The organism is Sphingomonas tagetis (assembly GCF_024211275.1).
In the GTDB taxonomy this organism is placed as follows: domain Bacteria; phylum Pseudomonadota; class Alphaproteobacteria; order Sphingomonadales; family Sphingomonadaceae; genus Sphingomonas; species Sphingomonas tagetis.
Genome location: NZ_JAMLDX010000001.1, coordinates 369,600 through 394,247 on the forward strand (window position 1 = coordinate 369,600; position 24,648 = coordinate 394,247).

20 protein-coding genes are annotated in these 24,648 nt (G+C 68.2%); 12 read left to right on the top strand and 8 right to left on the bottom strand.

Annotated features, from left to right (window positions below; translation table 11 throughout):
* Positions 1–28 precede the first annotated feature (28 nt).
* From M9978_RS01890 to M9978_RS01905, 4 genes are read left to right on the top strand one after another with little or no spacing between them, the layout of a single operon-like run.
* On the top strand, positions 29–1,135 hold the full coding sequence (locus M9978_RS01890) for a DUF3089 domain-containing protein (RefSeq protein WP_254291149.1): 1,107 nt from the start codon (positions 29–31) through the stop codon (positions 1,133–1,135).
* Positions 1,132–1,596 (top strand): Holliday junction resolvase RuvX, encoded by a 465-nt coding sequence (gene ruvX / locus M9978_RS01895; RefSeq protein WP_254291150.1) that lies wholly within the window; start codon positions 1,132–1,134, stop codon positions 1,594–1,596. The genes M9978_RS01890 and ruvX overlap by 4 nt, the downstream gene beginning before the upstream one ends.
* 52 nt (positions 1,597–1,648) lie before the next feature.
* The gene (locus M9978_RS01900) at positions 1,649–2,641 is read left to right on the top strand and encodes an aspartate carbamoyltransferase catalytic subunit (RefSeq protein WP_254291151.1); all 993 of its coding nucleotides are present in this window, start codon (positions 1,649–1,651) and stop codon (positions 2,639–2,641) included.
* A complete protein-coding gene (locus tag M9978_RS01905; protein WP_254291152.1) occupies positions 2,638–3,846 on the top strand; it encodes a dihydroorotase in 1,209 nt (402 codons plus the stop codon). The genes M9978_RS01900 and M9978_RS01905 overlap by 4 nt, the downstream gene beginning before the upstream one ends.
* 59 nt (positions 3,847–3,905) lie before the next feature.
* Here the strand turns inward: M9978_RS01905 and M9978_RS01910 are convergent, their stop codons facing one another.
* The 3 genes from M9978_RS01910 to M9978_RS01920 are packed head-to-tail and all read right to left on the bottom strand — an operon-like array spanning position 3,906 to position 6,595.
* On the bottom strand, positions 3,906–5,267 hold the full coding sequence (locus M9978_RS01910) for an SPOR domain-containing protein (RefSeq protein ID WP_254291153.1): 1,362 nt from the start codon (positions 5,265–5,267) through the stop codon (positions 3,906–3,908).
* A gap of 33 nt (positions 5,268–5,300) precedes the next feature.
* On the bottom strand, positions 5,301–5,882 hold the full coding sequence (locus tag M9978_RS01915; protein WP_254291154.1) for a hypothetical protein: 582 nt from the start codon (positions 5,880–5,882) through the stop codon (positions 5,301–5,303).
* Positions 5,882–6,595: an AAA family ATPase gene (locus M9978_RS01920; RefSeq protein ID WP_254291155.1), complete on the bottom strand. Its 714-nt coding sequence runs from the start codon at positions 6,593–6,595 to the stop codon at positions 5,882–5,884. Before M9978_RS01920 ends, M9978_RS01915 begins: the two co-directional genes overlap by 1 nt.
* Before the next feature lie 190 nt (positions 6,596–6,785).
* On the opposite strand from M9978_RS01920, the gene M9978_RS01925 reads away from it, so the two are divergent.
* Positions 6,786–7,781 (top strand): SPOR domain-containing protein, encoded by a 996-nt coding sequence (locus tag M9978_RS01925; RefSeq protein ID WP_254291156.1) that lies wholly within the window; start codon positions 6,786–6,788, stop codon positions 7,779–7,781.
* Between the two features lie 4 nt (positions 7,782–7,785).
* On the opposite strand, the gene serB is transcribed toward M9978_RS01925, so the two are convergent.
* Entirely contained in the window at positions 7,786–8,667 is an 882-nt protein-coding gene (gene serB / locus M9978_RS01930) for a phosphoserine phosphatase SerB (protein ID WP_254291157.1), read from the bottom strand.
* Here serB and miaA point away from each other — a divergent pair.
* The 7 genes from miaA (at position 8,660) to argJ (ending at position 17,029) form a co-directional block, all read left to right on the top strand.
* Positions 8,660–9,595: a tRNA (adenosine(37)-N6)-dimethylallyltransferase MiaA gene (gene miaA / locus M9978_RS01935; protein WP_254291158.1), complete on the top strand. Its 936-nt coding sequence runs from the start codon at positions 8,660–8,662 to the stop codon at positions 9,593–9,595. The two genes, serB and miaA, sit on opposite strands and share 8 nt — an antisense overlap.
* Before the next feature lie 81 nt (positions 9,596–9,676).
* Positions 9,677–11,422: an acetolactate synthase 3 large subunit gene (locus M9978_RS01940; RefSeq protein WP_254291159.1), complete on the top strand. Its 1,746-nt coding sequence runs from the start codon at positions 9,677–9,679 to the stop codon at positions 11,420–11,422.
* A 4-nt stretch (positions 11,423–11,426) separates the two neighbouring features.
* Positions 11,427–11,942, top strand: a complete 516-nt coding sequence (gene ilvN / locus M9978_RS01945) for an acetolactate synthase small subunit (protein WP_254291160.1) — start codon at positions 11,427–11,429, stop codon at positions 11,940–11,942.
* Between the two features lie 100 nt (positions 11,943–12,042).
* Positions 12,043–13,062, top strand: coding sequence for a ketol-acid reductoisomerase (gene ilvC, locus M9978_RS01950; RefSeq protein WP_254291161.1), 1,020 nt, complete (start codon positions 12,043–12,045; stop codon positions 13,060–13,062).
* 103 nt (positions 13,063–13,165) lie between these two features.
* Positions 13,166–13,801 (top strand): YceI family protein, encoded by a 636-nt coding sequence (locus M9978_RS01955; protein ID WP_254291162.1) that lies wholly within the window; start codon positions 13,166–13,168, stop codon positions 13,799–13,801.
* A gap of 204 nt (positions 13,802–14,005) precedes the next feature.
* Entirely contained in the window at positions 14,006–15,670 is a 1,665-nt protein-coding gene (leuA, locus tag M9978_RS01960) for a 2-isopropylmalate synthase (RefSeq protein ID WP_254291305.1), read from the top strand.
* A 135-nt stretch (positions 15,671–15,805) separates the two neighbouring features.
* Positions 15,806–17,029, top strand: coding sequence for a bifunctional glutamate N-acetyltransferase/amino-acid acetyltransferase ArgJ (gene argJ, locus M9978_RS01965; protein WP_254291163.1), 1,224 nt, complete (start codon positions 15,806–15,808; stop codon positions 17,027–17,029).
* A 130-nt stretch (positions 17,030–17,159) separates the two neighbouring features.
* Here the strand turns inward: argJ and trxA are convergent, their stop codons facing one another.
* The 4 genes from trxA to M9978_RS01985 are packed head-to-tail and all read right to left on the bottom strand — an operon-like array spanning position 17,160 to position 24,592.
* The gene (trxA, locus tag M9978_RS01970) at positions 17,160–17,513 is read right to left on the bottom strand and encodes a thioredoxin (protein ID WP_254291164.1); all 354 of its coding nucleotides are present in this window, start codon (positions 17,511–17,513) and stop codon (positions 17,160–17,162) included.
* A 51-nt stretch (positions 17,514–17,564) separates the two neighbouring features.
* The gene (gene addA / locus M9978_RS01975) at positions 17,565–20,975 is read right to left on the bottom strand and encodes a double-strand break repair helicase AddA (RefSeq protein ID WP_254291165.1); all 3,411 of its coding nucleotides are present in this window, start codon (positions 20,973–20,975) and stop codon (positions 17,565–17,567) included.
* Positions 20,956–23,901, bottom strand: coding sequence for a double-strand break repair protein AddB (gene addB / locus M9978_RS01980; protein WP_254291166.1), 2,946 nt, complete (start codon positions 23,899–23,901; stop codon positions 20,956–20,958). Before addB ends, addA begins: the two co-directional genes overlap by 20 nt.
* Complete coding sequence (locus M9978_RS01985; RefSeq protein WP_254291306.1) at positions 23,894–24,592, bottom strand: nucleotidyltransferase family protein; 699 nt, start codon at positions 24,590–24,592, stop codon at positions 23,894–23,896. The genes addB and M9978_RS01985 overlap by 8 nt, the downstream gene beginning before the upstream one ends.
* Positions 24,593–24,648: the final 56 nt, after the last annotated feature.

Consider the following 24,648-nt stretch of genomic DNA (forward strand, 5'->3'; position numbering starts at 1 on the left):
TATGCCGCAACGCACAATGGAGAGCCTGTTGGCGCGTAAATTCCTCTATCTGGTGGTCGTCCTTATCGTGCTCGCCCTTGCCGCAACCTTTGCCTATCGCATCTGGGGCGTGCAGCTGTTGCGGCAGGCGATGATCCCCGGCGCGCGGTTCGAATCGCAAGGCGAGCTGCCCAAGGACAGCTATGCCCGGCGCGAGATGTGGCTGGCGCGGCCCGATCTGCGCGGCAATCCGGCGCTGTGGCTGCCCGCCGGCGTGCAGAGCGCCGCCAAGCCCGCCGCCGCGGTGTTCGCGATCCATCCGACGTCGTATCTCGACCGTTCGCACTGGAACGCCCCGCTCGACGACAAGGAGGCGAATGATCGCGCCGCCTTGTTCCTGCGCGGGCAGGCGAGCGCGTTCAACGGCGCCGGGCTGATCTGGGCGCCGCGTTACCGGCAAGCGACGTTCGGCGCGTTCCTGACCGCCAGCGCCGATGCGCAGGCTGCGCTGGATTTCGCCTATGCCGATGTCGAGGCGGCGTTTGACCAGTTCATCGCCGAGGCCGGCGACCGGCCGATCATCCTGACCGGCCACAGCCAGGGTGCGCTGCATCTCACGCGGCTGTTGCTCGACCGCGTCGCGGGCAAGCCGGTCGCGAAGCGAATCGTCGCCGCCTATGTCGTCGGCTGGCCGGTGTCGAAGACGGTCGATCTGCCGCGCATGGGGCTGCCCGAATGCATCCGCGCCGACCAGACCGGCTGCATCCTCTCATGGCAGAGCTTCGGCGAGCCGGCCGACCCGTCGCTGATCCTCGACACGTTCGATGCGACCAAGGGCTTCACCGGCGCCAGCCGCGCCAACACGCCGATGATCTGCACCAACCCGATCACCGGGACGCCGGACACCGCCGCGCCAGCGTCCGCGAATCTCGGCAGCCTGGTGCCATCGGCGGATTTCTCGTCCGCGGTGTTGCAGACCGGCACGGTCGGCGCGCGCTGCGACGGACGCGGCATCCTGCTGATCGGCGAGCCGCCCGCATCGTTCGCGAGCAGCAGCTATGTGCTGCCCGGCAACAACTATCATGTGTTCGATTACTCGCTGTTCTGGGCGAATATCCGCGCCGATGCAGAGCGGCGGCTGGCCGCGTTCAAATGATCACGGTGGACCGCGCGACGTTTCGGGAGGCGCTCCCGGACGGTGGCCGCCTGCTCGGACTCGACGTCGGGACCAAGACGATCGGTACCGCGCTGTGCGATGCCGGCTGGTCGTTCGCGAGCCCGGCCGCGCTGATCAAGCGCACCAAGTTCACCGCCGACAAGACCGCGCTGGCCGCGATGATCGGCGAGCAGCAGGTGAAGGGCCTCGTCATCGGCCTGCCGCTCAACCTCGACGGGACCGATTCGCCGCGCACGCAATCGACTCGCGCCTTCGCCCGCAATGTCGAGGATCTCGGCCTGCCGATCCTGCTGTGGGACGAGCGATGGTCGACCCAGGCGGTCGAGCGCCAGATGATCGCGGAGGACTTGTCGCGGGCCAAGCGCGCCGAGCGAGTCGACAAGCTCGCCGCCAGCTACATCCTGCAAGGCGCGATCGACGGGCTGGCGGCGCTGGGCTGACCCCTTTTGGCGGGTTGCCACCCCCGCCCTACCCCGCTAACCGGCACCTTTAATGCAATCGCCGATCGATCATCGCCCCGGCGCCCAGATTCATGGGCGCGCCGTGTTTCCGCACGCGCATCTGACCGGTATTTCCGGGCTCCAGCCGCACGAAATCCTGTTCCTGCTCGACGAGGCGGAACAGTGGATCGAGGCGAACCGGACGCGCGCGAAGAGCGACCATCGGCTCGACGGCCTCACCCAGATCAACGCCTTTTTCGAGAATTCGACGCGGACATTGCTGTCGTTCGAGATCGCGGGGAAGCGGCTCGGCGCGGACGTGGTCAACATGCACGCCGCCCAGTCGAGCGTGAAGAAGGGCGAGACGCTGATCGACACCGCGATGACGCTCAACGCGATGCGCGCGGACGTGATCGTCATCCGTCACATGAGCTCGGGCGCGGTGCAGCTGATCGCCGACAAGGTCGATTGCCCGGTGCTCAATGCCGGCGACGGCAGCCATGAGCATCCCACGCAAGCGCTGCTCGACGCGCTGACGATCCGCCGCCGCCGCGGGTCGATCGCGCACCAGCGCGTGGTGATCTGTGGCGACATCCTCCACAGCCGCGTCGCACGCTCGAACATCCTCGCGCTGACCGCGCTCGCCGCCGAGGTGCGCGTCGTCGCGCCCTCGACGCTGATGCCCGCGGCGATCGAGAAGATGCACGTCACGCCCTTCACCGATTTCGACGCGGCGCTCGAGGGTGCAGATGTGGTGATGATGCTGCGGCTGCAGAATGAGCGGATGTCGGGCGCATTCATTCCCTCGACGCGCGAATATCATCTCAATTACGGCCTCACGCCCGAACGGCTGGCGCGCGCCAAGCCCGATGCGCTGGTCATGCACCCCGGCCCGATGAATCGCGGCGTCGAGATCGATTCGTCGGTCGCCGACATGCCCGGCCGCTCGGCGATCACCGAGCAGGTCGAGATGGGCGTCGCGGTGCGCATGGCCTGCCTCGACGTGCTGACGCGCAAGGCACGCGGCGTGGAGGGCTGGGCATGAAGCTGACCTTCCGCAATGCCCGGCTGGTCTGCCCCGAGGGCGGCGAGCGCAGCGGCGATCTCCACGTCGCCGACCACGAGATCGTTGCCGACGCGCCCGACGGCGCGCAGCTGATCGACTGTGGCGGCCGCATCCTTGCCCCTGCCCTGATCGATCTCGGCGTGTTCGCGATGGACAAGGCGGCGTGCCGCGCGGGCGGGATCGCGCGGATCGGGCTGATGCCCGACCAGTCGCCGGTGCTCGACGGCCCCGGTCTGGTCCAGCGCGCCGCCGACATGGGCAAGCCGGAATTATGGGTCCACCCGATCGCCGCCGCGACGCGCGGGCTGGCGGGGGAGAATCTCGCCGAATTCGCCACCAATGCCGAAGCCGGCGCGCGCGCGGTTTCGACCGGGCGCGGCTGGATCGCCGATTCGGGCGTGATGCGGCGCGTGCTCGCCTATGCGCGCGATTGCGGTCTCACGGTGATCGCGCATGCCGAGGATAGCGGGCTGGCGGGTCATGCCGTGGCAACCGAGGGCGAGACCGCCACCCGCCTCGGCCTGCCGTCAGCGCCCGCCATTGCCGAGGCGCTCGCCGTCGCACGCGACCTCATGCTCGCCGAACAGACCGGCGCGGCGATCCATTTCCGCCAGCTGACCACCGCCGCGGCGTTCGACCTGATCCGCGCCGCCCGCGCGCGCGGGGTCGCGGTGACGTGCGGCGTCACCCCGGCGCATCTCCTGCTGTCGGACATCAACGTCACCGATTTCCGCACCTTTGCCCGCCTCTCGCCGCCATTGCGCGACGAAAGCGACCGGCAAGCGGTGCTTAACGCGCTGGCGGACGGCACGATCGACATCCTCTGCTCGGGCCACGACCCGCAAGGGCCGGAGGAAAAACGCCTGCCCTTCGCCGATTCGACGCCGGGCATGGCGGGTGCAGAGACGCTGCTCGCACTGGGCCTGGGGCTGGTGCGCGACGATCGCCTCACCCTGCCCCGGCTGTTCGCATTGCTCGCGCGCAATCCGGCCAAGCTGCTCGGGATCGAGGCAGGCACGCTGGCGCCGGGCATGCCGGCCGATCTGGTGCTGATCGATCCCGACGCGCCGTGGCAGATCAATTCGGACCGCATGGCGGGCAAGGCCGGCAACACGCCGTTCGACGGGCTCCCGGTTCAGGGCAAGGCGCTGCGGCTGTTCAAGGGCGGCAGCGAGATCGGCTGAAACGAAAGGCGGCCCGCCCCGCATGGGACGAGCCGCCGGAATATCTTTCGGGGCCGGGATCAGCGCGCGCGCTTGCTCCAGTTGACCGCCTTGTCGCCCGCAGCGGTGCGCACGAAGCACTTGCCGCCGCTCGAGCGAACCTTGTTGCAAAGCGCGTTGGCATCGGCGCGGCTGAGACCGCCGACCGCGAGGCGCTCGAACGCGCCCGCGTCGGTCTTGATGCTCGCGCTCGACGGCGTCATGCCGCTCAGCGCCGGGATGCGCTTGACCGCGCGGCCCCACGCATCGCGGGCAACGCCGCTGCTGTCATAGGCGCCGAGCTGGACCGCCCATTCGCCCTTGGCCTGGGCGAACTTCACGACCGGCTGAGTCTTGAGCACGCGGACCGCGCCGGTCGAAGCCTTGGCCTCGACAACCGGCTTCACCACCGCAGCGCGCTTGGCCAGCATTACAGGAACGGGCACCGTCTGGATGATTTCCTTGCGCTCGCCGAACACGATCTGCGAACCGCTGGGTGCGGTGATCGCGGGCGCGATCTCGACCTTGGCGACACTGCCGACTTCAGCGGGCGCGGACGCCGGAGCCGCAGCCGCAGCCGCAGCCGCCGTCTCGGCAACCGCCGGACCGGGCATGTAGGTGTCGACCGGATCGGCGACCTGCTGCGCCGCCACCGCGACCGACATCGAGCGTGCGAGCGCGAGCTGCTCGGGCTGGCCCTTGTCCGCGACCGGCGTCACGTTGAGCAGCGCCGCGATCTGGTCATAGGCGTTCTGCGGGCGCGAGAAGGTCGCCCACTGCATGATGCGCGCGTCGACCTGATCGGGCGGCAGATCGACCGCGGCAACCGCCTTGGCTTGCTGCCACTGACCCGCCAGCGCCAGGCTGAGCGCGAGATTCTGACGCGTCTTGGCGTCGGCGCCGGGCTGACGCGCGGCATCGCTGAGCAGCGCGACCGCCGTGCCGGGATCGCCTGCGAGGGCGAAGGCCAGGCCGCGGTCGCTCACCGGGATCGACGCGGCATGCGTTTCGAGCGTCTGGCGCGCGGTGGTCCACTCGCCGGTCGCGACCTGCGCCAGCGCGAGGTTGAGCGCCGTGCGGCCGTTCGCCGGATCGAGCGAGAGCGCCTCGTTCAGCGCCTGCGCCGCCGAGATGAAGCGGCCGGTGAACAGATAGGTCTCGCCGAGCAGCTTGCGATATTCGCCATTCTTGGGATCGAGGCTCACCGCCGTCTCGGCCTGAGTCACGGCGAGCTGGCCATTGCCCTTCTTGAGCGCCTTGCGCGCTGCCTGGGCGAACTTGGCCGCCTTCTTGGCATCGACGGTCTCGGTCTTGCCGCTGGCGACGGCGAAGCCACCGACCAGCGCGGTACCACCGACCAGCGGCGCCCCCAGCACCAGCACCGAGGCTGCGATCTTCAACATGCGAGCTGCGTTCATGGCCCTAAATCCCCCTGATCAACGAGCCTTGCCGGCCGGCAGCTGGCTCGCCAGCGCACCGACTTCGGGCAGAGTTTCGAGAAACGCGTCGAGCGCCTCGGTAACGAGCAACTGCGACGAACGGCCGGAAAGGGCCGAGGCGAGCCGCAGCTTGAGGTGACGATCGTGGTCGAGCCGCAGCGTAAACGCCGCCTTACCCTTCTTCGCCGAGACTTCGCGGTCGATGCGCGCGGCGGTCGCGGTCGAGACCGGACGTGAGGCGGGCGCTTCGGGTGCGGGTTCGGGTGCAGGCGCCGGCACCATCACCGGCTCGGGTACCTGTGCGACGTCCACGACGGGCGCGACCGGAGCCGCGAATTCCTCGGCCAGCGCCTGGCGCTGCTGCAGCACCGGCGGGGCGGTTTCGGGCAGCGGCGCTTCATGCACGCCGAATTCATGCGCCCCATGATCCTGGCCCATATCGTTCCAGCCGAGATCGTCGAGCGAGGTGCCGGGGTTCAGCCCGACAAAGCCCTGCGGCCGCATTGCCGGACGCGCCTGACCCTTGCGCGCGAGCAGGCCCGAAGAGAGCGAGGCGGCGGGCTTGAGGTTGCCGAACATCAGCTCACCACCCGGCGGCCAAAGCCACCCTGCGGACGTGCTGAATAGACGACCTGCGCCGCGGCGGGCGCCGTGAACACGGTGCGGCGGAAATTCTTTTCGAGACGGTCGTTGATATAGGCCCACAGCGCCGTGACCTCACCGGCCGACTTGCCGTTGGGGTCGATCTCCATGACGGTGCGGCCATCGATCATCGACGAAGCGAAGTCGGTGCGCTGGTGCAAGGTGATCGGCGCGACCGTGCCGTGCTGCGACAGTGCGACCGCGGCCTCGCTGGTGATCTTGGCCTTGGGCGTCGCGGCGTTGACGACGAAGAGGAGCGGCTTGCCGGCGCGGTCGCACAGATCGACCGTGGCGCCGACCGCACGCAGATCGTGCGGCGACGGACGCGTCGGGATGACGATCAACTCGGCGACCTGGATCACGCTCTGGATCGCCATGGTGATGGCGGGGGGCGTGTCGATCACGGCAAGGCGGAAGCCCTGTTGGCGCAGCACCTCGAGATCGGCGGCGAGCCGCGCGACCGTGGTCTGGGCAAAAGCCGGGAATTCGGTCTGGCGTTCGTTCCACCAGTCCGAGAGCGACCCCTGCGGGTCGATATCGATCAACACGACCGGCCCGGCGCCCGCGCGCTGCGCTTGCACCGCCAGGTGCCCGCTCAGCGTGGTCTTTCCCGAACCACCCTTTTGTGATGCCATCGCTAGTACGCGCATCGACCCCTCTAAAAATCCCGGTATCCCAATGATGAAATTGCCAGCCGGAGCCTAAGAAGCGGTTAACGGCGCAGCAGCCGCGGCGTTTTGACGTCACCGATATGGGTAGGCTTAACGTTGCGGTAACACTGACTTGGCCAGCCTGTGGATAACTGGCATGATCACAGTGCTTTGACCGGGGATGGGCGGAATGAGGAATTTGGGTGCGGTCGTGTTGCTGGCCGGCATCGGATTGGCGAGCCTGCCGGCGCTGGCCGATGTGAAGGGCGGCGTCGAGGCGTGGCAGCGCGGCGACTATAAGAAAGCCATCGCCGAATGGCGCGGCCCGGCCGTCGCCGGCGATCCCGACGCGCAATTCAATCTGGGGCAGGCCTACAAGCTCGGGCGCGGCGTGCCCGCCGATCTGGCACAGGCCGAACAATGGTACCGCAAGGCCGCATTGCAGGGCCATCCGCAGGCCGAGGAGAATTACGGCCTCGTCCTGTTCGAGAACAACAAGCGGATGCAGGCGGCCGAATGGCTGCAACGCGCCGCCGCGCGCGGCGAACCGCGCTCGCAATATGTGCTGGGCACGATGTACTTCAACGGCGACGGGGTCGAGAAGGACTGGGTGCGCGCCTACGCGCTGACCGTCCGCGCCAGCGCGCAAGGCCTGCCGCAAGCATCGACCGCGCAGGCGCAGATGGACCGCTACATCACGCTGGCCGATCGCCAGAAGGGGCTGGAGCTCGCGCGCAACTACGAACGCGATGCCGGACGCCCGCTGGTTGCCGCCGCACCGCCGCCGCCGCGCAAGGGCGGCCCGATCGTCAAGACCGATCTACCGCCCTCGACCGTCGCGCAGCGCCCGATTCCGGTCGAGCCTGAGTCCGAGCCGCAAGTCGCCGAAACGCGCCCGGCACCGCCGATCGTCCGCCCCGCGCCGCGCCAGACGCCGCGCCCGGCGCCCGTGCAGGCCGAAGCACCGGTTCGCGACGGCGGCTGGCGCGTCCAGATCGGCGCATTCGGCGACCCCGCCAATGCGCGCAAAGCGGGCGGTCAGGCCGCAGGCCGCTTCCCGGGGCGCAAGGTGTTCTTCGAAAAGGCGGGCAAGCTCACCAAGGTGCTGGTCGGCCCGTTCGGGTCGAGTGCGGAGGCGACGCGCGCGTGTGGCGCGTTCAGGCCGTGCGTGCCGGTGAAGGACTGAGCGGCTAGCCTTCGATCCACTCCGCCCGCGCAATCCCTTGCGCGTAGAGCAAAGCGGTCAGGTCGCCGTGATCGATCCGCGCGCCCGCAACGGCCGCGACGATCGGCTTGGCGTGATAGGCGACGCCCAATCCCGCCTGCTTGATCATCGCGAGGTCATTGGCGCCGTCGCCGACCGCCATCGTCGCGCTCGCGGGCAGGCCCAGCTCGGCCATCGCGTTCAGCAAGGTCGTTTCCTTGGTCGATGAATCGACGATCGGCTTGGTCACCGTGCCGGTCAGCGCGTCGGCCTCGATCAGCAATTCGTTGGCGATAACCCGGTCGAAGCCGATCTGCGCACCCACCGGCTGGGCGAAGCGGGTGAAGCCGCCCGAGACCAGAATCGTCGCCGCGCCGCGCGCCTTCATCGTCTGGATCAGCATGCGGGCGCCGGGCATCAGCCGCACACGTTCGGCGAGGCAGCGGTCGATCGCATCCGCGCCCAGCCCCTTGAGCAGCGCGACGCGCGCGTCGAGCGCCTCGGCGAAATCGAGCTCGCCGCGCATCGCCGCCTCGGTCACCTCGGCGATCTGCGCCTTGATCCCGGCATAATCGGCGAGCTCGTCGATGCATTCGACGGTGATCATGGTCGAATCCATGTCAGCGACGAGCAGCTTCTTTTCGCGGTTCGCGGCGGGCTGGACCACCACATCGACCCCCGCGAACGCGCCCTCCAGCGCCGAACGCGCCGCATCGGGCGTCGTGGCGAAGGTCAGATCGACAGCCCTGCCCGTCTCCAGCATGACAGCTTCGCCAGGCGAACATCCGGCATCGCGCAGCTTGTCCTGCGCGGAGGATAAATCGCCCGCTTCCAGCCGATCCGATGCTATCAGCGTTGCGATGAACATGCCGCACTCCCGTAAGCCAAGGGTCGCGCTCATTGCAGGCCCGACCGCCAGCGGCAAGTCCGCTTTGGCGATCGAACTCGCGCAGCGCACGGGCGGCACGGTGATCAACGCGGATTCGGCGCAGGTCTATGCCGAGTTGCGTATCCTCTCGGCCCGCCCCTCGCCCGACGAAGAAGCACAGGCGCCGCACCGGCTGTTCGGCCATGTCGCGGGCACCGAGAATTACTCCGCTGCGCGCTGGGCAGAGGAGGCGAAGGCTGAGGTCGCTGCCGCTCATGCCGGGGGCAGCCTGCCGATCCTTGCCGGCGGCACGGGCATGTATATCCGCACCTTGCTCGACGGGATCGCGCCGGTGCCCGAGATCGATCCCGCAATCCGCGCCGAGGTCCGCGCGCTGCCCGTCGCCGAGGGCCATCGGCAGCTCGCGCAGATCGATCCGCAGGCCGCCGCTCGCCTCAACCCCGCCGACACCACCCGCGTCGCCCGTGCGCTCGAGGTGGTGCGCTCGACCGGCCGCACGCTGGCCGACTGGCAGCGCGAGCGTGTGGGCGGAATCGGCGGCGCGATCGATCTCGTCCCGCTGGTGCTGCTCCCCGACCGCGCGTGGCTCGCCGAACGCTGCGACCGTCGCCTCGCCGCGATGTTCGATGACGGTGCGATCGACGAAGTCCATGCGCTGACGGCCCGCGACGACATCCCCGCCAATGCACCAGTCCGCCGCGCGATCGGCGTTGCCGAGATCGTCGCATTTCTCGACGGTTCGCTCATGCGCGACGAGGCCCTGGCGCGCGCTCAGACTGCGACGCGCCAATATGCCAAGCGCCAGTACACTTGGCTCCGGCATCAGTCGCCAAGCGACTGGCCGCGCGAAGATTCGATAGAAACATCCAAACGAGCCACTCATTTCGCACGATTATTACAACATTAATGCTTGACACGCATCTTTCATACGCATAGCAGCGCGCTTCCCGTTCTGATATTGCAGCGCGGCATTTAGAGGAGACACGACGTGGCCGAGAAAAGCGGCGCAGACATTCTGATCGAGGCGCTGAACGACCTCGGTGTGGAGGTCGTGTTCGGCTATCCGGGCGGCGCTGTGCTTCCGATTTACGACGCGATCTTCAAGCAGAAGAAGATCCGCCACATCCTCGTCCGCCACGAGCAGGCGGCGACACATGCCGCGGAGGGCTATGCGCGCTCCACCGGCAAGCCCGGCGTGGTGCTCGTCACCTCGGGCCCCGGCGCGACCAACGCGGTCACCGGCATCACCGACGCGCTGATGGATTCGATCCCGATGGTGGTCATCACGGGGCAGGTCGCGACGCATCTGATCGGCTCGGATGCGTTCCAGGAGGCCGACACGGTCGGCATCACGCGCCACTGCACCAAGCACAATTATCTGGTGAAGGACCCGGCTGACCTCGGCCCGACGATCCATGAGGCATTCCACATCGCCACTTCGGGCCGCCCCGGCCCGGTGGTGATCGATATCCCCAAGGACGTTCAGGTCGCGACCGCGCGCTACACCAAGCCCGGCCCGATCCAGCACAAGACCTATCGCCCGCAGGTGAAGGCCGACAAGACGCTGATCGAGAGCGCGGTCGAGATGCTGGCCGCGGCCGAGCGTCCGATCTTCTACACCGGCGGCGGCGTGATCAACTCCGGCCCGGGCGCGTCGCAGCTGCTGCGCGAGCTGGCGCGGATCACCGGCGCGCCGGTCACCTCGACGCTGATGGGCCTCGGCGCCTTTCCGGCCTCGTCCGACCAGTGGCTCGGCATGCTCGGCATGCATGGCACCTATGAGGCGAACCTGGCGATGAACCAGGCCGACCTGATCATCGCGCTCGGCTCGCGCTTCGACGACCGCGTGACGGGGCGGCTGGACGCGTTCGCCCCGCATGCGCGGAAAATCCATATCGATATCGACCGCTCGTCGATGAACAAGACGGTGCGCGTCGACCTGCCGATCGTTGCCGATGTCGGCCATGCGATCGAGGATATGGTCCGCATCTGGAAGGGCCGTCAGCATCCCAAGCCGGACCTGTCCGACTGGTGGCGCCGGATCGAGGGCTGGCGCGCGGTCAAGTGCCTCGACTATCCCGAGGACGGCAACGACATCATGCCGCAGCGCGCAATCCAGGCGCTGTACGAGGCGACGCGCGACAAGGCGCCGATCATCACCACCGAGGTCGGCCAGCATCAGATGTGGGCCGCGCAGCACTTCCACTTCGAAAGCCCCAACAAGTGGCTGACGAGCGGGGGTCTCGGCACGATGGGCTATGGTCTGCCCGCCGCGATCGGCGCGCAGCTCGGCAATCCCAACGCGCTGGTGATCGACATCGCCGGCGAAGCCTCGATCCAGATGAACATCCAGGAGCTGGCGACGGCGACGCAATATCGCCTGCCGGTCAAGATCTTCATCCTCAACAACGAATATATGGGCATGGTCCGCCAGTGGCAGGAGCTGACCTATGCGGGCCGCTATGCCGAAAGCTATTCCGACGCGCTGCCCGATTTCGTGAAGCTGGGCGAAGCCTATGGCTGGAAGGGCATCCGGATCGAGGGCAATGACGCGCTCGACGACGGCATCGCCGCGATGCTGGCGCATGACGGGCCGGTGATCGTCGATTGCCGCGTGGCGAAGCTCGCCAACTGCTTCCCGATGATCCCATCGGGCGCCGCCCATACCGACATGATCCTCCAGGCCGCCGAAGTTTCCGGCGAAATGGACGACGAAGCCAAGGCGCTGGTCTGACCTCATGCATATCAAGGAAGAAAAAGCCGAACGGCATACGCTTGCCGTGATCGTCGACAACGAGCCGGGCATCCTCGCCCGGATCGCCGGCCTGTTCACCGCGCGCGGCTATAATATCGAGAGCCTGACGGTGTCCGAGATCACGTCGGACAAGTCCGTCAGCCGCATCACGATCGTGACGTCGGCCAGCCCATCGACGCTCGAGCAGATCGTCGCGCAGCTCGATCGGCTGGTACCGGTCCATCGCGTCCACGACCTCACCGCCGAGGGCGAGCATGTCGAGCGCGAGCTGGCGCTGGTCAAGGTTGCCGGCACCGGCGATCACCGGATCGAGGCGCTGCGCCTCGCCGACGTCTATCGCGCGCGCGTGGTCGACGCGACGATCTCGAGCTTCGTGTTCGAAGTGACCGGCACCACCGACAAGATCGACAAGTTCGTCGAGTTGATGGGCGAAGTCGGGCTGCTCGAAGTCGCCCGGACCGGCATCGTCGCGATTGCGCGCGGCAAAGAGTCGGCCTGACCGGCCTTTAGATTAATTGCGTCCCCGCCGCGGCGGGATTGGATTATGCGCGGCGCCAACCGACCCGGCCTGCGCGGGATTACGAAGGGAAATCTTTGAAATGCGTGTCTATTACGATCGTGACGCCGACCTGAACCTGATCACCGGCAAGAAGATCGCCATCGTCGGCTATGGCTCGCAGGGCCACGCCCATGCGCAGAACCTGCGCGACAGCGGCGTCAAGGAAGTCGCGATCGCGCTTCGCGCCGGCTCGGCCACCGCCAAGAAGGCCGAAGGCGCCGGCTTCAAGGTGATGACCAACAAGGAAGCGGCCGGATGGGCCGACATCCTGATGATCCTCGCCCCCGACGAGCATCAGGCCGCGATCTGGGCCGACGACCTTGCCGGCAACATGAAGCCGGGCGCGGCGCTCGCCTTCGCCCACGGCCTCAACGTTCATTTCGGCCTGATCGAACCGCCGGCGGACATCGACGTCATCATGATCGCGCCCAAGGGTCCGGGCCACACCGTGCGCAGCGAATATGTCCGCGGCGGCGGCGTCCCCTGCCTGATCGCGATCCACCAGGACTCGACCGGCAACGCGCATGACGTCGCGCTCGCTTATGCCAGCGGCGTCGGCGGCGGCCGTTCGGGCATCATCGAGACCAACTTCAAGGAAGAATGCGAGACCGACCTGTTCGGCGAGCAGGCTGTGCTGTGCGGTGGCATCACCCACCTGATCCAGGCCGGGTTCGAGACGCTGGTCGAGGCCGGCTATGCCCCCGAAATGGCCTATTTCGAGTGCCTGCACGAGACCAAACTGATCGTCGATCTGCTCTATGAGGGCGGCATCGCCAACATGCGCTATTCGATCTCGAACACCGCCGAATATGGTGACATCAAGACCGGCCCGCGCATCATCACCGACGAGACCAAGGCCGAGATGAAGCGCGTGCTCGCCGACATCCAGTCGGGCCGCTTCGTCAAGGACTTTGTCCTCGACAACCGCGCCGGCCAGCCTGAGCTCAAGGCCAGCCGCAAGGCCGCCGCCGCGCACCCGATCGAGAAGACAGGCAGCGAGCTGCGGGCGATGATGCCGTGGATCAAGGCGAACCAGCTGGTGGACAAGGAAAAGAACTAAGTCTCACCCGGCGGCGGAAACCCAGGGTTTCCGCATCATTATCTGGCGGACGCGCATTCTCCCCGTAGAGTGCGCGTCCGTTGCCGTTTCAGGAGACTCGCTCATGCGCATCCTCGCCGCCGCCCTCGCCATCACCGCCGCCATCGCCACACCGCTCGTCGCCCAGCAGATGAAGGTGCCGGGATCGAAGAACGTGGCAGTGGTCACTGGCGGCACTTATCAGGCCGACGCCAATCATACCTTCGTGATCTGGACGGTCGATCATCTCGGCTTCAGCCCGCTGTCGGGTACGTTCGGCGAGATCACCGGTTCGCTTCAGCTCGATCCCCGAAACCTCAAGGCCACGCGGGTCGACATCACCATTCCCGTGACCAAGATGGCGCTGCCCAGCGCGGGCCTGCGCGGCCATTTGCTGCGTCCCGGAAAGGATGGCGGCAAGCCCGACTTCTTCGGCGCCACGCCGGCCGATGGCAAGTTCGTCTCGACCAGCGTCGTGGCTGCGGGCAAGGACAAGGCGAAGCTGTCGGGCGACCTGACGCTCAACGGGGTCACCAAGGCGGTGACGCTCGACGTCGAATTCTACGGCGCGGGCAAGATGCCGGCGCAGATGGGCGGCAAAGAGAATGTCGGCTTCACGGCAACCGGCGCGATCCAGCGCAGCGATTTTGGCCTTGGCCTCGCCGTCCCGATCGTGTCGGACAAGGTGGAGCTGAAGATCGCCGCGGCCTTCGTGAAGTAGCCGCGGTCAAGAAATAGTTCTTTCCCTTACCGACCAGCGCAGGCTATGGGCAGCGGCATGACCGCCATCCATGGCCTGCTTCTTCTTGCACGACTTACGCGCCCTTAGGCGCGTGTCTCCGCGCGGCTGCGAGCCGACGCGCACGGCCTAAGGGCAAATTCGAACCCCGACCGCCACTATATCCGCAAGAGTGCACCCATGACCATGTTGCGCGACCCGAGCGTCAAATACCGCCCCTTCCCGCCGATCAACCTGCCCGACCGGCAATGGCCGTCGCGCACGATCACCAAACCGCCGCGCTGGCTCTCCACCGACATGCGCGACGGCAACCAGGCGCTGATCGACCCGATGGATGCGGAGAAGAAGACCCGCTTCTTCGATCTGATCTGCCGTGTCGGCATCAAGGAGATCGAGGTGGGTTTCCCCAGCGCCGGCGCGACCGAGTTCGACTTCATCTCGGGTCTCGTCCGCGACGGCCGCATCCCCGATGACGTCACCGTTCAGGTGCTCACGCAAGCACGCCGCGACCTCATCGAAACCTCCTTCGAAAGCCTGCGTGGTGCGAAGACTGGCATCGTCCATGTCTATAACGCGGTCTCGCCGGCGTGGCGCAAGATCGTGTTCGGCATGACTCGCGACGAGATCAAGGGGATCGCAGTCGATGCGGCGAAGCTGCTGCGCGACAACGCCGCCGCGCGGCCCGAAACCGACTGGCATTTCCAGTACAGCCCGGAGACCTTCTCCACCGCCGAGGTCGATTTCTCGGTCGAGGTCTGCGCCGCGGTGATGGAGGTGCTCCAGCCGACCGCGGACAAGCCGATCATCTTCAACCTGCCCGCCACGGTCGAGTGCGCGACGCCCAACATCTATGCCGACCAGATCGAATATTTCTGCCGCAACATTCCCAACCGCGACGCGGTGGTGGTGTCGCTGCACACGCATAACGACCGCGGCACCGGCGTCGCCGCGGCGGAGCTCGGCATGATGGCCGGCGCCGATCGAGTCGAGGGCTGCCTGCTCGGTAATGGCGAGCGCACCGGCAATTGCGATCTCGTGACCGTGGCGATGAACCTGTACACGCAGGGTGTCGACCCGGGCCTGGATTTCTCCGACATCGACGAGATCGTGAAGACGGTGGAATATTGCACCAACATCCCGGTGCATCCGCGCACGCCCTATGCCGGCGATCTGGTGTTCACCGCCTTTTCCGGCAGCCATCAGGACGCGATCAAGAAAGGCTTTGCCGCTCAGGAAGCGAAGAACGATCAGCTGTGGGAAGTCCCCTATCTGCCGATCGATCCCGCCGATCTCGGCCGCAGCTACGAGGCGGTGATCCGCGTCAACTCGCAATCGGGCAAGGGCGGCGTTGCCTGGGTGCTGGAGCAGGACAAGGGGCTCAAGCTGCCCAAGCGGATGCAGGCGGATTTCAGCCGCCATGTGCAACGCCTCGCCGACGAAAGCAGCCGCGAATTGAACGCCGCCGACATCTGGCGCGCGTTCGTCAAGGCTTATCGTCTCGAAGTGCCGCAGCGCTTTACGCTGGGCGCCTATGACGAGACCCGCGCGCCGAATGGCGATCGTATCTTCGCCGGTGCGATCGAGATCGACGGCCAGCAGCATTCGGTCAGCGGGCGCGGCAACGGCCTGATCTCCAGCGTCGTCGCGGCGATGAAGGAAGGCTTCGGCATCGATCTCGACATTGCCGACTATGCCGAGCACGCGATCGGCCACGGCTCGGGCGCGCAGGCCGCCGCCTATGTCGAATGCCGTACCCCCGATGGCCGCACGCTATGGGGCGTCGGGATCGACGAGGACGTCGCGACGGCGAGCGTGCGGGCGATTTTGAGTGCGGCCAGCGCGGCGGAGTAGCCAAACCCGTCACCCCGGCCTTGTGCCGGGGTCCACCGCGCGGCAAACGCTGCGCTCGAACATGAAGGGCATCGCCCGCTTAACCGTGGATCCCGGCACGAGGCCGGGATGACGACCGTAGTGACAGGACGAACGATGACCCGCTCCCCCCTCGCCCCCACCGGCTTCCCCTATCTCCCGCCCGTCGCCGGCGTCACGCTTCGCGTCGCCCGCGCACAGTACAAGACGTGGGACCGCTGCGACCTGACCTTCGTCACGCTCGATGAAGGGACCAGCGTCGCGGGGGTCACCACCACCAGCAAATGCCCCTCGCCCGAAGTCGAATGGTGCCGCGACGCGCTGGTGCTCGGCAAGGCGAGGGCGCTGGTCGTCAATGCGGGGAACAGCAACGCCTTCACCGGCAATCGCGGGCGCGCCGCGGTCGAAGCGATCGCGGCTCGCGTCGCTCAGCATCTCGATTGCCAGCCCTCCGATGTGTTCGTCTCATCGACCGGCGTGATCGGCGTGCCGCTGCCGATCGACAAGGCCGAGGCCGGGCTCGACGCCGCCTTCGCCGCGCAACCGTGCGGCTGGGAGGATGCCGCCCGCACGATCGGGACGACCGACACGTTCGAAAAGGGTGCGGTCACCACCGCGGTGGTCGGCGGCAGGACCGTCAGCCTGGTCGGCATCGTCAAAGGCAGCGGCATGATCGCGCCGGACATGGCGACGATGCTCGGCTATGTGTTCACGGACGCCGCGGTCGATCCCGCCTTCCTCCAGCGCGCGCTGTCGGATGCGAACCGCAAGAGTTTCTCGTGCATCACCGTCGATAGCGACACTTCGACCAGCGACACCGTCCTCGCCTTCGCCACCGGTGCGGCGGACAACGATCCGCTAACCGACGACGACGGCGACGGCGCAGACGCCTTCCGCGCCGCGCTGGCCGATCTGTGCATGCAGCTCGCCCATCTCGTCGTCCGCGACGGCGAGGGCGCGTCGAAGTTCATCCGCATCGACGTGGACGGCGCCGAAAGCGACACCAGCGCGCATCGCATCGCGCTCAGCATCGCCAACTCGCCGCTGGTCAAGACCGCCATCGCCGGCGAGGACGCCAATTGGGGCCGCATCGTGATGGCAGTGGGCAAGGCCGGCGAACCCGCCGACCGCGACAAGCTCGCCATCACCTTCGGCGGCGTGCAAGTGGCATCGGGCGGGCTGGCGGTCGAGGGCTATGACGAAGCCCCGGTCACCGCGCACCTGAAGGGCCAGGACATCGAGATCGGCGTCGATCTCGGTCTGGGCGAAGGCCGCGCCACCGTGTGGACCTGCGACCTGACGCACGGCTATATCTCGATCAACGCGGACTATCGCAGCTAGTCGCGAGCTAATCCGTCATCCGAGCCTTGTGCCGGGATCCACCGGGAGGCAAGCGGCGGACGCGAGGATCACTTGGCATCGCGCGAGCCACCGTGGACCCCGGCACGAGGCCGGGGTGACGGTGAATTGTTCAGCCAGCCTGCGCCGCCGCACCTTCGCCGACAACGCTCTCGATCCACGCCTTCAGCTTCGACTTGGTCGAGATGTTCTGGATGCCGATCTCCTGCGCGACCTTCTGCCCATCCTTGTAGATGTACAGCGTCGGGATGCCGCGGATGCCGAGCGAACCCGGCGTATCGGGATTCTCCTCGATGTTCAGCTTGGTGATGGTGACCTTGTCGGCCAGCTCCTCGGCCAGCTCTTCCAGGCTCGGGCCGATGATCTTGCACGGGCCGCACCATTCCGCCCAGAAATCGACCAGCACGGGCTTGTCAGACTTGAGGACATCGGCTTCGAAGCTTGCATCGGTAACGGCCTTGGCCATCGGGAATCTCCTGTTGAGTTGACCGCAACGTAAGTGGGCGGCCTGCCCCGCTCAAGCGCCTGAAGCCAAACTTTGCTCCGCCTGGGCGAAGCCGGGCTTGTGCGTCGCGATCAGCGCTTCGGGCAGCTCGAACAGCTCCGGTCCGGCGGTGTACAGCAGCCCCGCCGTGATCCGCCGCCCGGGAAACACGACCGCCAGCGCCGCGACATAGGCCGCCATCTGCTTCACATGATAGGGCGGCACTTCGTCCAGCGATGCCGGGGCGCGCCGCCCGGTCTTGAAGTCGACCACCAGCACGCGGTCCTCGGTCACCAGCAACCGGTCGGCCGTCCCCGACACGACATAGCCGCCGCCGACTACCGCCGCGATCGGCGCCTCGGCCAGCGCGTCCGGCCCGAACAGCTCGGCAAAGCGCGGATCGCCCAGCACACCCAGCGCAGCGGCTGCAAGCGCCGCGCGCTCCGCCGCATCCGCGACCCCGCCAGCCCCCGCCAGCCAGCGCTCCGCCGCGCCCGCGCGCTTGTCGGGCGCTACCGCGGGCAATCGCTCGAGCAGCGCATGGATCAGCCGCCCGCGCTCGGCCGCCGCGCGCAACGCCGGTCCCGGCGGCGGGTCGGCGACCAGATCCTCCCCCAGTGACGACGGCGCCAATGGGCGCGGCGGCCGCGCCTCGGCCGGAGCGGCGCGTTTGATCCATTCGGGCAGCACAAGCTCGCTGGCAGCAACCGCACCGGCCGACGCCTTGCGCGCCACCGGCGGCTGCGGACGATGCCCGACGAACATGGCCTCGCCCTCGCCCACTTCCACACCGAGCGTTGCGAACGCGGCGCGCGCCGCCGCATACCAGCTCAACGCCGGCGGCTCGCCCTTGCACTTCGGCCCCAGCGCGCCCGCGACCACCAGCCGCTCCTCTGCCCGCGTCGCCGCGACGTAGAACAGCCGCCAATGCTCCTCCAGTTCGCGTGCGTCGGCCAAAGCCACCGCCGCATCGATCGGCCCGCCGCGCTCGGTCTTGCCCGGGCGAAACACCGGAAATGGCACCCCGTCATGCCCCTCCGGCGCCCACTTCACGAAATCGAACAGCTTGTTCCCGCCCGCCGGATCGGCGCAGGCATCGGCCAGGATCACCAGCGGCGCCTGCAACCCCTTCGCGCCATGCGCGGTCATCACCCGCACCGCCGCCTGCGGCTGCGCCGAATCGCGCACGATCTCGACATCGCCGCGATCGAACCAGTCGAGGAAGCGCTGCAAGGTCGGCGTCGCCAGCCCCTCGAACCCCAGCGCGGCGGTCAGCAATTCCTCGACCGGATCGAGCGCCTCCCTGCCCAGCCGCCGCACCAGCTTGCGACGCCCGTCCAGCGGCCCCGACAGCAGATGCTCGAGGAAGCGGTAGGGCGTCATGAAATCCGCCCGCGCGAGCAGGTCGAACAGCGGCGCCAAGCGCTCGTCCGCCGCTGTCGCGCGCAAATGTCGCCACAGGCTCCCGCGCTCGCGCAACGCTGCATGCATCAGCTCGTCCTGCGACCAACCGATGAGCGGCGACACCAGCAACGCCGCCAGCGACAGATCATCGTCCGGCTGCAACGCGAAGCGCACCGCCGCCAGCAGATCCTGCACCGCCAGCGGCGCATTGAGCCGCAGCCGGTCCACGCCGGCCACGGGCACGCCCTCGGCATAGAGCCGCGCGACCAGCAGCGACGCCAGTTCGCCGCGCCGCTTGACCAGGATCATCACATCCTCCGGCCGCAGCGTCCGCCCCTTGCTCTCCAGTTCGAGCGTCCCGATCCACGCCTTGATCTGCCGCGCAATCTGGTTCGCGACCTCGCGCGTGGCGTCGTCGACCCAGCTCTCCTCGTCCTCCGGATCGCCGCCAGCCACCACAGGCGGCCATAACGTCACTGTCCCCGGCCCATCGACCCGGCTGGCATGCGCCTCGGTCTCGGTCCCCATCCCCGGTTCGGGCAGCGCCGCCACAGCGGCATCAACGAACTCGAGGATTGGTGCGGTCGAACGGAACGAATGCGTCAGCGAAAGCCGTGCCAGCGTGCCGTCTGAACGCGCCGAGAAATGCTGCTCGGCCGCCGCGAAGTTGACCGGATCGGTGCCCTGAAAGCCGAAGATCGCCTGCTTGTAGTCGCCCACGGTGAAGAGCGTGCGCACTTCCTCGCCATGCGCGCCCTCGCCCGCGAAGAACTCGTCGGCCAGCGCGCGCACGATCCGCCACTGGCTGACATTGGTGTCCTGCGCCTCGTCGATCAGCACGTGGCTGGTCGCCTGATCGAGCTTGAAGCGGATCCAGTCGCCCATCCCCGGCTGGTCGAGCAGCGCCACCGTCTTGCCGATCAGATCGTCGAAATCGACCGCGCCGACGCGCCGCTTTGCCGCCTGATAGGCCGCGGCATATTCACGCCCCGCGCTCAGCCCCTGTGCCAGCAGATCGGCATAGCCCGCCCGCGCAATCATCCCCAGCACGCCGCTGCACGCCTCGCCCAGCTCGACCAGCAGCGCCTCGTAATCCGGATCGAGCGCGACCAGCTTAACCGAAGCCTTGCGCGGCTCATCCTTCGCGGTCAGCGCCAGCTTCTTGAGGTCGCCCAGCATCGCCACCCGAGCAACCGGCTCCGCCTCCAGCCAAGCCCCCGCGACCGCCGCGTCCTTCTGTCCGGTCGCGGTGCCCCATGCATGATTGGCGTCCGCGATCCGCCGCAGCCCCGCGACGTCGAACGCGTCGTCCGAACACCACTCCGCCGCCTGCGCCAGCACATCGCCCTGCGGCAACCCGAGCGCGCGCCGCACGAACGGCTGCAATCCCGACGGCAGCCCGGCCATTGCCTCGGGCGCCCGTGCGCAGGCATGGAGGAACGCCTCCGCCTTGCCCTCGCCCAGCCGCAGGCTCAACGCGCCGACCGCGTCGATCAGCCCGTCTCGCCCCTCCCGCCCGGCATCCGCCAGCATTTCCGCCAGCGTCTCGCGCGCCAGCGCGGTCTCCTCGCGCGCCTCCAGCGGCCGGAACCCTGGCGTCAGCCCCGCCTCGACCGGGAAGGCCGATAACAGCGTCTGGCAGAAGCTGTGGATCGTCTGGATGCGCAATCCCCCGCCCGGCGCATCCAGCACCTTGGCGAACAGCGTGCGGGCATAGGCGACCCGCTCCAGCGAAAAATCTTCGCCCAGCGCATCGAGATCGCGCGCGACCTCCTCGTTCTTCGCCCGCACCCAATGCGCCAACCGTCCGCTGACCCGCGCCGCCATCTCCGCAGCGCCCGCCTTGGTGAAGGTCAGGCACAAGATCGCCCCCGGATCGACTCCGCGCAGCAGCAATCGGAACACCCGCGCCGCCAGTACCTGAGTCTTGCCGGTGCCGGCGGATGCCGACAGCCACACGCTCGACTCGGGGCTGGACGCCGCCGCCTGATTGCCCGCCAGCGGCGGCAGCGCGCCCGAGCTAGCGCCGCTCACGGCCATACCATTCGTCGCGCCGCATCAGCTGGTCATATTCGGCATAGGGCGCATATTCGGGATGCAGCTTGGCCACGAACGCCGCCGCTCCCGTCAGATACGCTCCCGCCGTTTCGGCAAACCGCTCCGCCGCATTTGGCACGAACTCGTCTGGCAGCATCCGGCCATATTTGCCCGCAGCATCGACCGGCGTCGCGACATAGCCGAACTCGCCGCCCTTGCGCGCCAGCGACCAGTACTCGAAACAGCTCGCCCGCCCCGAAATCCCCTCGAACCCGCCGCGCTCGGCGATCAGCCCGAGCAGGCCCAACTGCAACGAATAGCCCGCCTTCACCGCCTTGGTGCTCGGCGGCTGGCCGGTCTTGTAATCAACGATGCCGAGCGTCCCGTCGCCCATCGCATCGATCCGGTCAAACTTGCCGGTCAGAGTCACCCCGGCGACGTCGATCCGGCCCTCCTTCTCCACATCGAGCACTCGCCGGTCGGGGCGTGCCGCCAGCTCGCGCACGATCCAGCGCACGGCCTCGATCAGCCGCGGCTGCCACAGCGCCCGCATCATCGGATGCGCCTCGCTCAGCATCGCCAGCACGCGCGGCTCCAAGGCATCGGGCGCGCAGTCGTCTTTGCTTTTCCATTTCTCCAGCACATCATGCACCGCCGTCCCGCGCCACGCCGCGCTGGGATCGGCATCCACCGGATCGAGTTGCCGCAGCCGCAGCATGCGCTTGGCGTAGAAGGCGTAAGGATCGGCCTTCAACCGGTCGACATCGGTCACCGGAATCAGCCTGGGCCGCAGCGCCACCGGCGGGCACGGCTCGGGCCGCTCGGCCGGCTCGTGCAGCTTCGGATCGTCGATCTCGCGCGCCCAGCCTTCCAGCTCGTCCGCCCGTTCCAGCCCGCCCGACAGCGCCTCAAGCCGCAGCCAGAAGCGCGACGCGATCGTCGGCGCCCCCGCATCGCGCCGCGCCCGCGTCAGCAGCACCTCGCGCGCGCCCAGCCCCATCGCCAGATCATGCGCAGCCAGCCCGATCCGCCGCTCAAGCCCCGGCAGACCCAGCTCGCTCCTGATCCGCGGCGCCAGCCACGGGTCCGGCGCCGGCAGGCCCGGCCACACGCCTTCGTTGAGCCCGCCCAAAATCATCAGATCGGCGGTCTGTAGCCGCGCCTCGATCAGACCATAGATGGCCAGCCGCGGATGCCCGCCCTGGGGCGGCCGCACCGCGATCTCGTCCATCAGCGTCCGCAGCATCGCCGACAGGCTTGCCGGATCGACCAGCGCCGGCCCATGCCCGGCCTCACGCTCCAGATCATCGAGCAGCGTTGCCGCCGCGCGACCCTCTGCGCGCCCCCACAGTCCCTTGCCGCACAGCGCCGTGGCCGACTCGCGCAGCTGCGCCAGCAAGCCGCTCAGCGGCGCCGGTCCGCCCGCGAACAGCGCCTCGACCGGTTCCAGCAACGGCCGCACCGTGCCCCACCAGCGCAACGGCGCCTGTCGCACCCGCGCGTCATAACCCTCGGGGTTCGCCAGATGCGCGTCGATCCCCGCGAGCCCCGCCGCCGGCCGCGGCCCGCGCAATGCCAGATCGAGCGCCCGCGCGCCCTCCAGCCACGCCAGCCGGTCCTCGCCTGCCGCCACCAGCGGGTGCTTGAGCAGCGCCAGCAACGCCAGCGGCGCGAACGCCTGTGCCCCCGCCTCGGCGAGAGCGAGCAGCAAGGTTCCCGGCGGCAGGCTCGACAGCGGCGCGCCCGCCGTATCGTCGATCGCCAGTCCCCAACGCGCGCAATGCGCCGCCACGCGTTTCGCCAGCCCACGGTCGGGCGTGACCAAAGCCGCCGTGCGCCCCTCGACCTCAAGCGCCTCGCGCATCGCCAGCGCGATCGCCTGCGCCTCCTCGGCCGGCGTCGCCACCTCGATCGCGCGCACCCCGCCCAGCCGGCGTTCGGCCGCCGGCGTCTCGCTCCATCCCTTGGTCAGCTCGGCCGGCATCATCGCGCTGGCAATCGCCTTGCTGCGCGCGGGCGGCGCGTCGAGTTCGGTCGCGACCTTCCATGGCTCGATCTCGGCGCGCTGAACGCCCATCCGCTCGATCAGCAGCTTCAAATGAAACTGCGGATGCGTCTCCAGACTGCGCTTGCGCCGACCGCTCACGGGATCGGCCTCGAACGGACCGAGCATCGCCCATTCCGCCTCACCCATGCCCAAATCGACACCCGGAAACACCACCATTCCACCGGGCAGACCCGCCACGACCCGCAGCAACCGCGCAATCGCGGGCGCCGCCGTGGTGATCCCGGCGGCGCACACGAACCGGTCCGGCGGATCGTCGCGCCACCGCTTTGTCACCCGTTCCAGCAGCCGGTTGCGCCGATCGGCCAGATCGATCCGCCCGAGCCGTGCCAGTTCCTGCGGCCACTTCCCCAGCACGATCTCGAACAGGTCGAGCGAGCGCTGCCAATGCTCGGACAGTTCGCCCACCGCGACATCGCGCATCCGCCGCGGATCGACATTTTCGACCAGCAGCTGGTCGAGCGTCCGCCCCAGCTCGCCCGCCAGCCGTACCGCTTCCGCCGCGTCGATGCCGGGGTTCCCCGCCTGCACCAGCCGCGCGAGGATCAGCCGCCGCTGCAATGGATCGACCGCCGGCGGCACCGGCTCGTCGTCATCGGCCGGATCGAGGAACGGCCCCGCCGCTTCGTCCAGTTCGGGATCGCCCACCGCGACCAGCCGCGGCAGCAGCAACCCGCCTTCGCTCGCGCGCACGAACGCATCGGTGATCGCCCGCTTGGCGCGATTGGTCGGCACCAGCACGATCCCTCGCGCCAACCGCATCGGGTCCCCGCCAAAGCGCCGGATCAACCCTTGCGCGAGCGCGTCGGCGAACGCCCGATGCGGCGGGATGGAGTAGAGCGAGAGGCCCCGCCCCTCACCCATCCGCCAGCACCGCCTCCGTCGCGGGGATCGCCGGCGGCGAACCGACGTCGAACCACAAACCCTGATGCACGACGCCCCAGGCGCGGCCCGCGTCGATCGCACGCTGCCAGAACAGGTTGGTCGAGAACGGCCCTTCGGGCCAGTCGCGGATGACGCGCGGCGAGAGGATCTGCACGCCGGTGAACACGAACGGCGCGAGGCGGCCGGGCTTGCGCCGCCCGACGATCTTGCCGAACGCATCGATATGGAAGTCGCCCTGCCCGCCATGATTGTTGGCGCGCGCGAGCGGCACCAGCAGCAGCAGCGCGTCCATCTTCGCGTCGTCCCACGCCGCGGCGAGCTGGCGGATTGCGTCGATCGGGCCATCGACCCACAGATTGTCGCTGTTGACGCACACGAACGGGCCGTCGCCCAGCCATTCGCGCGCCTGCACCAGCCCGCCGCCGGTCTCCATCAGCTGCTTGCGCTCGTCGGAGACGATGACCTCGATGTCCTTCACGCGGTGACTGACATGCGCCTCGAGCGCGTCGGCGAGGTAATGGACGTTGACCACCGCGCGCTTGACCCCGGCGCTGCGCAACCGGTCGAAGACATGATCGATCAGCGGCTTGCCGGCCACTTCGACCAGCGGCTTGGGCCGCGTGGCGGTCAGTGGCCGCATGCGCTTGCCCAGCCCCGCGGCCATGACCATTGCGGTCTCCGGCACCGGCGCGTCGGGTGCGGGGCGGATCGCCAGCGTCTTCTTCG

Bases quoted from the DNA above. Each gene is read 5' to 3' on its own strand.
- ruvX (WP_254291150.1), top strand. From the start codon at position 1,132: ATGATCACGGTGGACCGCGCGACGTTTCGGGAGGCGCTCCCGGACGGT.
- M9978_RS01900 (WP_254291151.1), top strand. From the start codon at position 1,649: ATGCAATCGCCGATCGATCATCGCCCCGGCGCCCAGATTCATGGGCGC.
- M9978_RS01905 (WP_254291152.1), top strand. From the start codon at position 2,638: ATGAAGCTGACCTTCCGCAATGCCCGGCTGGTCTGCCCCGAGGGCGGC.
- M9978_RS01910 (WP_254291153.1), bottom strand. From the start codon at position 5,267: ATGTTGAAGATCGCAGCCTCGGTGCTGGTGCTGGGGGCGCCGCTGGTC.
- M9978_RS01915 (WP_254291154.1), bottom strand. From the start codon at position 5,882: ATGTTCGGCAACCTCAAGCCCGCCGCCTCGCTCTCTTCGGGCCTGCTC.
- M9978_RS01920 (WP_254291155.1), bottom strand. From the start codon at position 6,595: ATGCGCGTACTAGCGATGGCATCACAAAAGGGTGGTTCGGGAAAGACC.
- M9978_RS01925 (WP_254291156.1), top strand. From the start codon at position 6,786: ATGAGGAATTTGGGTGCGGTCGTGTTGCTGGCCGGCATCGGATTGGCG.
- miaA (WP_254291158.1), top strand. From the start codon at position 8,660: ATGAACATGCCGCACTCCCGTAAGCCAAGGGTCGCGCTCATTGCAGGC.
- serB (WP_254291157.1), bottom strand. From the start codon at position 8,667: ATGTTCATCGCAACGCTGATAGCATCGGATCGGCTGGAAGCGGGCGAT.
- ilvN (WP_254291160.1), top strand. From the start codon at position 11,427: ATGCATATCAAGGAAGAAAAAGCCGAACGGCATACGCTTGCCGTGATC.
- ilvC (WP_254291161.1), top strand. From the start codon at position 12,043: ATGCGTGTCTATTACGATCGTGACGCCGACCTGAACCTGATCACCGGC.
- M9978_RS01955 (WP_254291162.1), top strand. From the start codon at position 13,166: ATGCGCATCCTCGCCGCCGCCCTCGCCATCACCGCCGCCATCGCCACA.
- leuA (WP_254291305.1), top strand. From the start codon at position 14,006: ATGTTGCGCGACCCGAGCGTCAAATACCGCCCCTTCCCGCCGATCAAC.
- argJ (WP_254291163.1), top strand. From the start codon at position 15,806: ATGACCCGCTCCCCCCTCGCCCCCACCGGCTTCCCCTATCTCCCGCCC.
- trxA (WP_254291164.1), bottom strand. From the start codon at position 17,513: ATGGCCAAGGCCGTTACCGATGCAAGCTTCGAAGCCGATGTCCTCAAG.
- addA (WP_254291165.1), bottom strand. From the start codon at position 20,975: ATGGCCGTGAGCGGCGCTAGCTCGGGCGCGCTGCCGCCGCTGGCGGGC.
- addB (WP_254291166.1), bottom strand. From the start codon at position 23,901: ATGGGTGAGGGGCGGGGCCTCTCGCTCTACTCCATCCCGCCGCATCGG.
- M9978_RS01985 (WP_254291306.1), bottom strand. From the start codon at position 24,592: ATGGTCATGGCCGCGGGGCTGGGCAAGCGCATGCGGCCACTGACCGCC.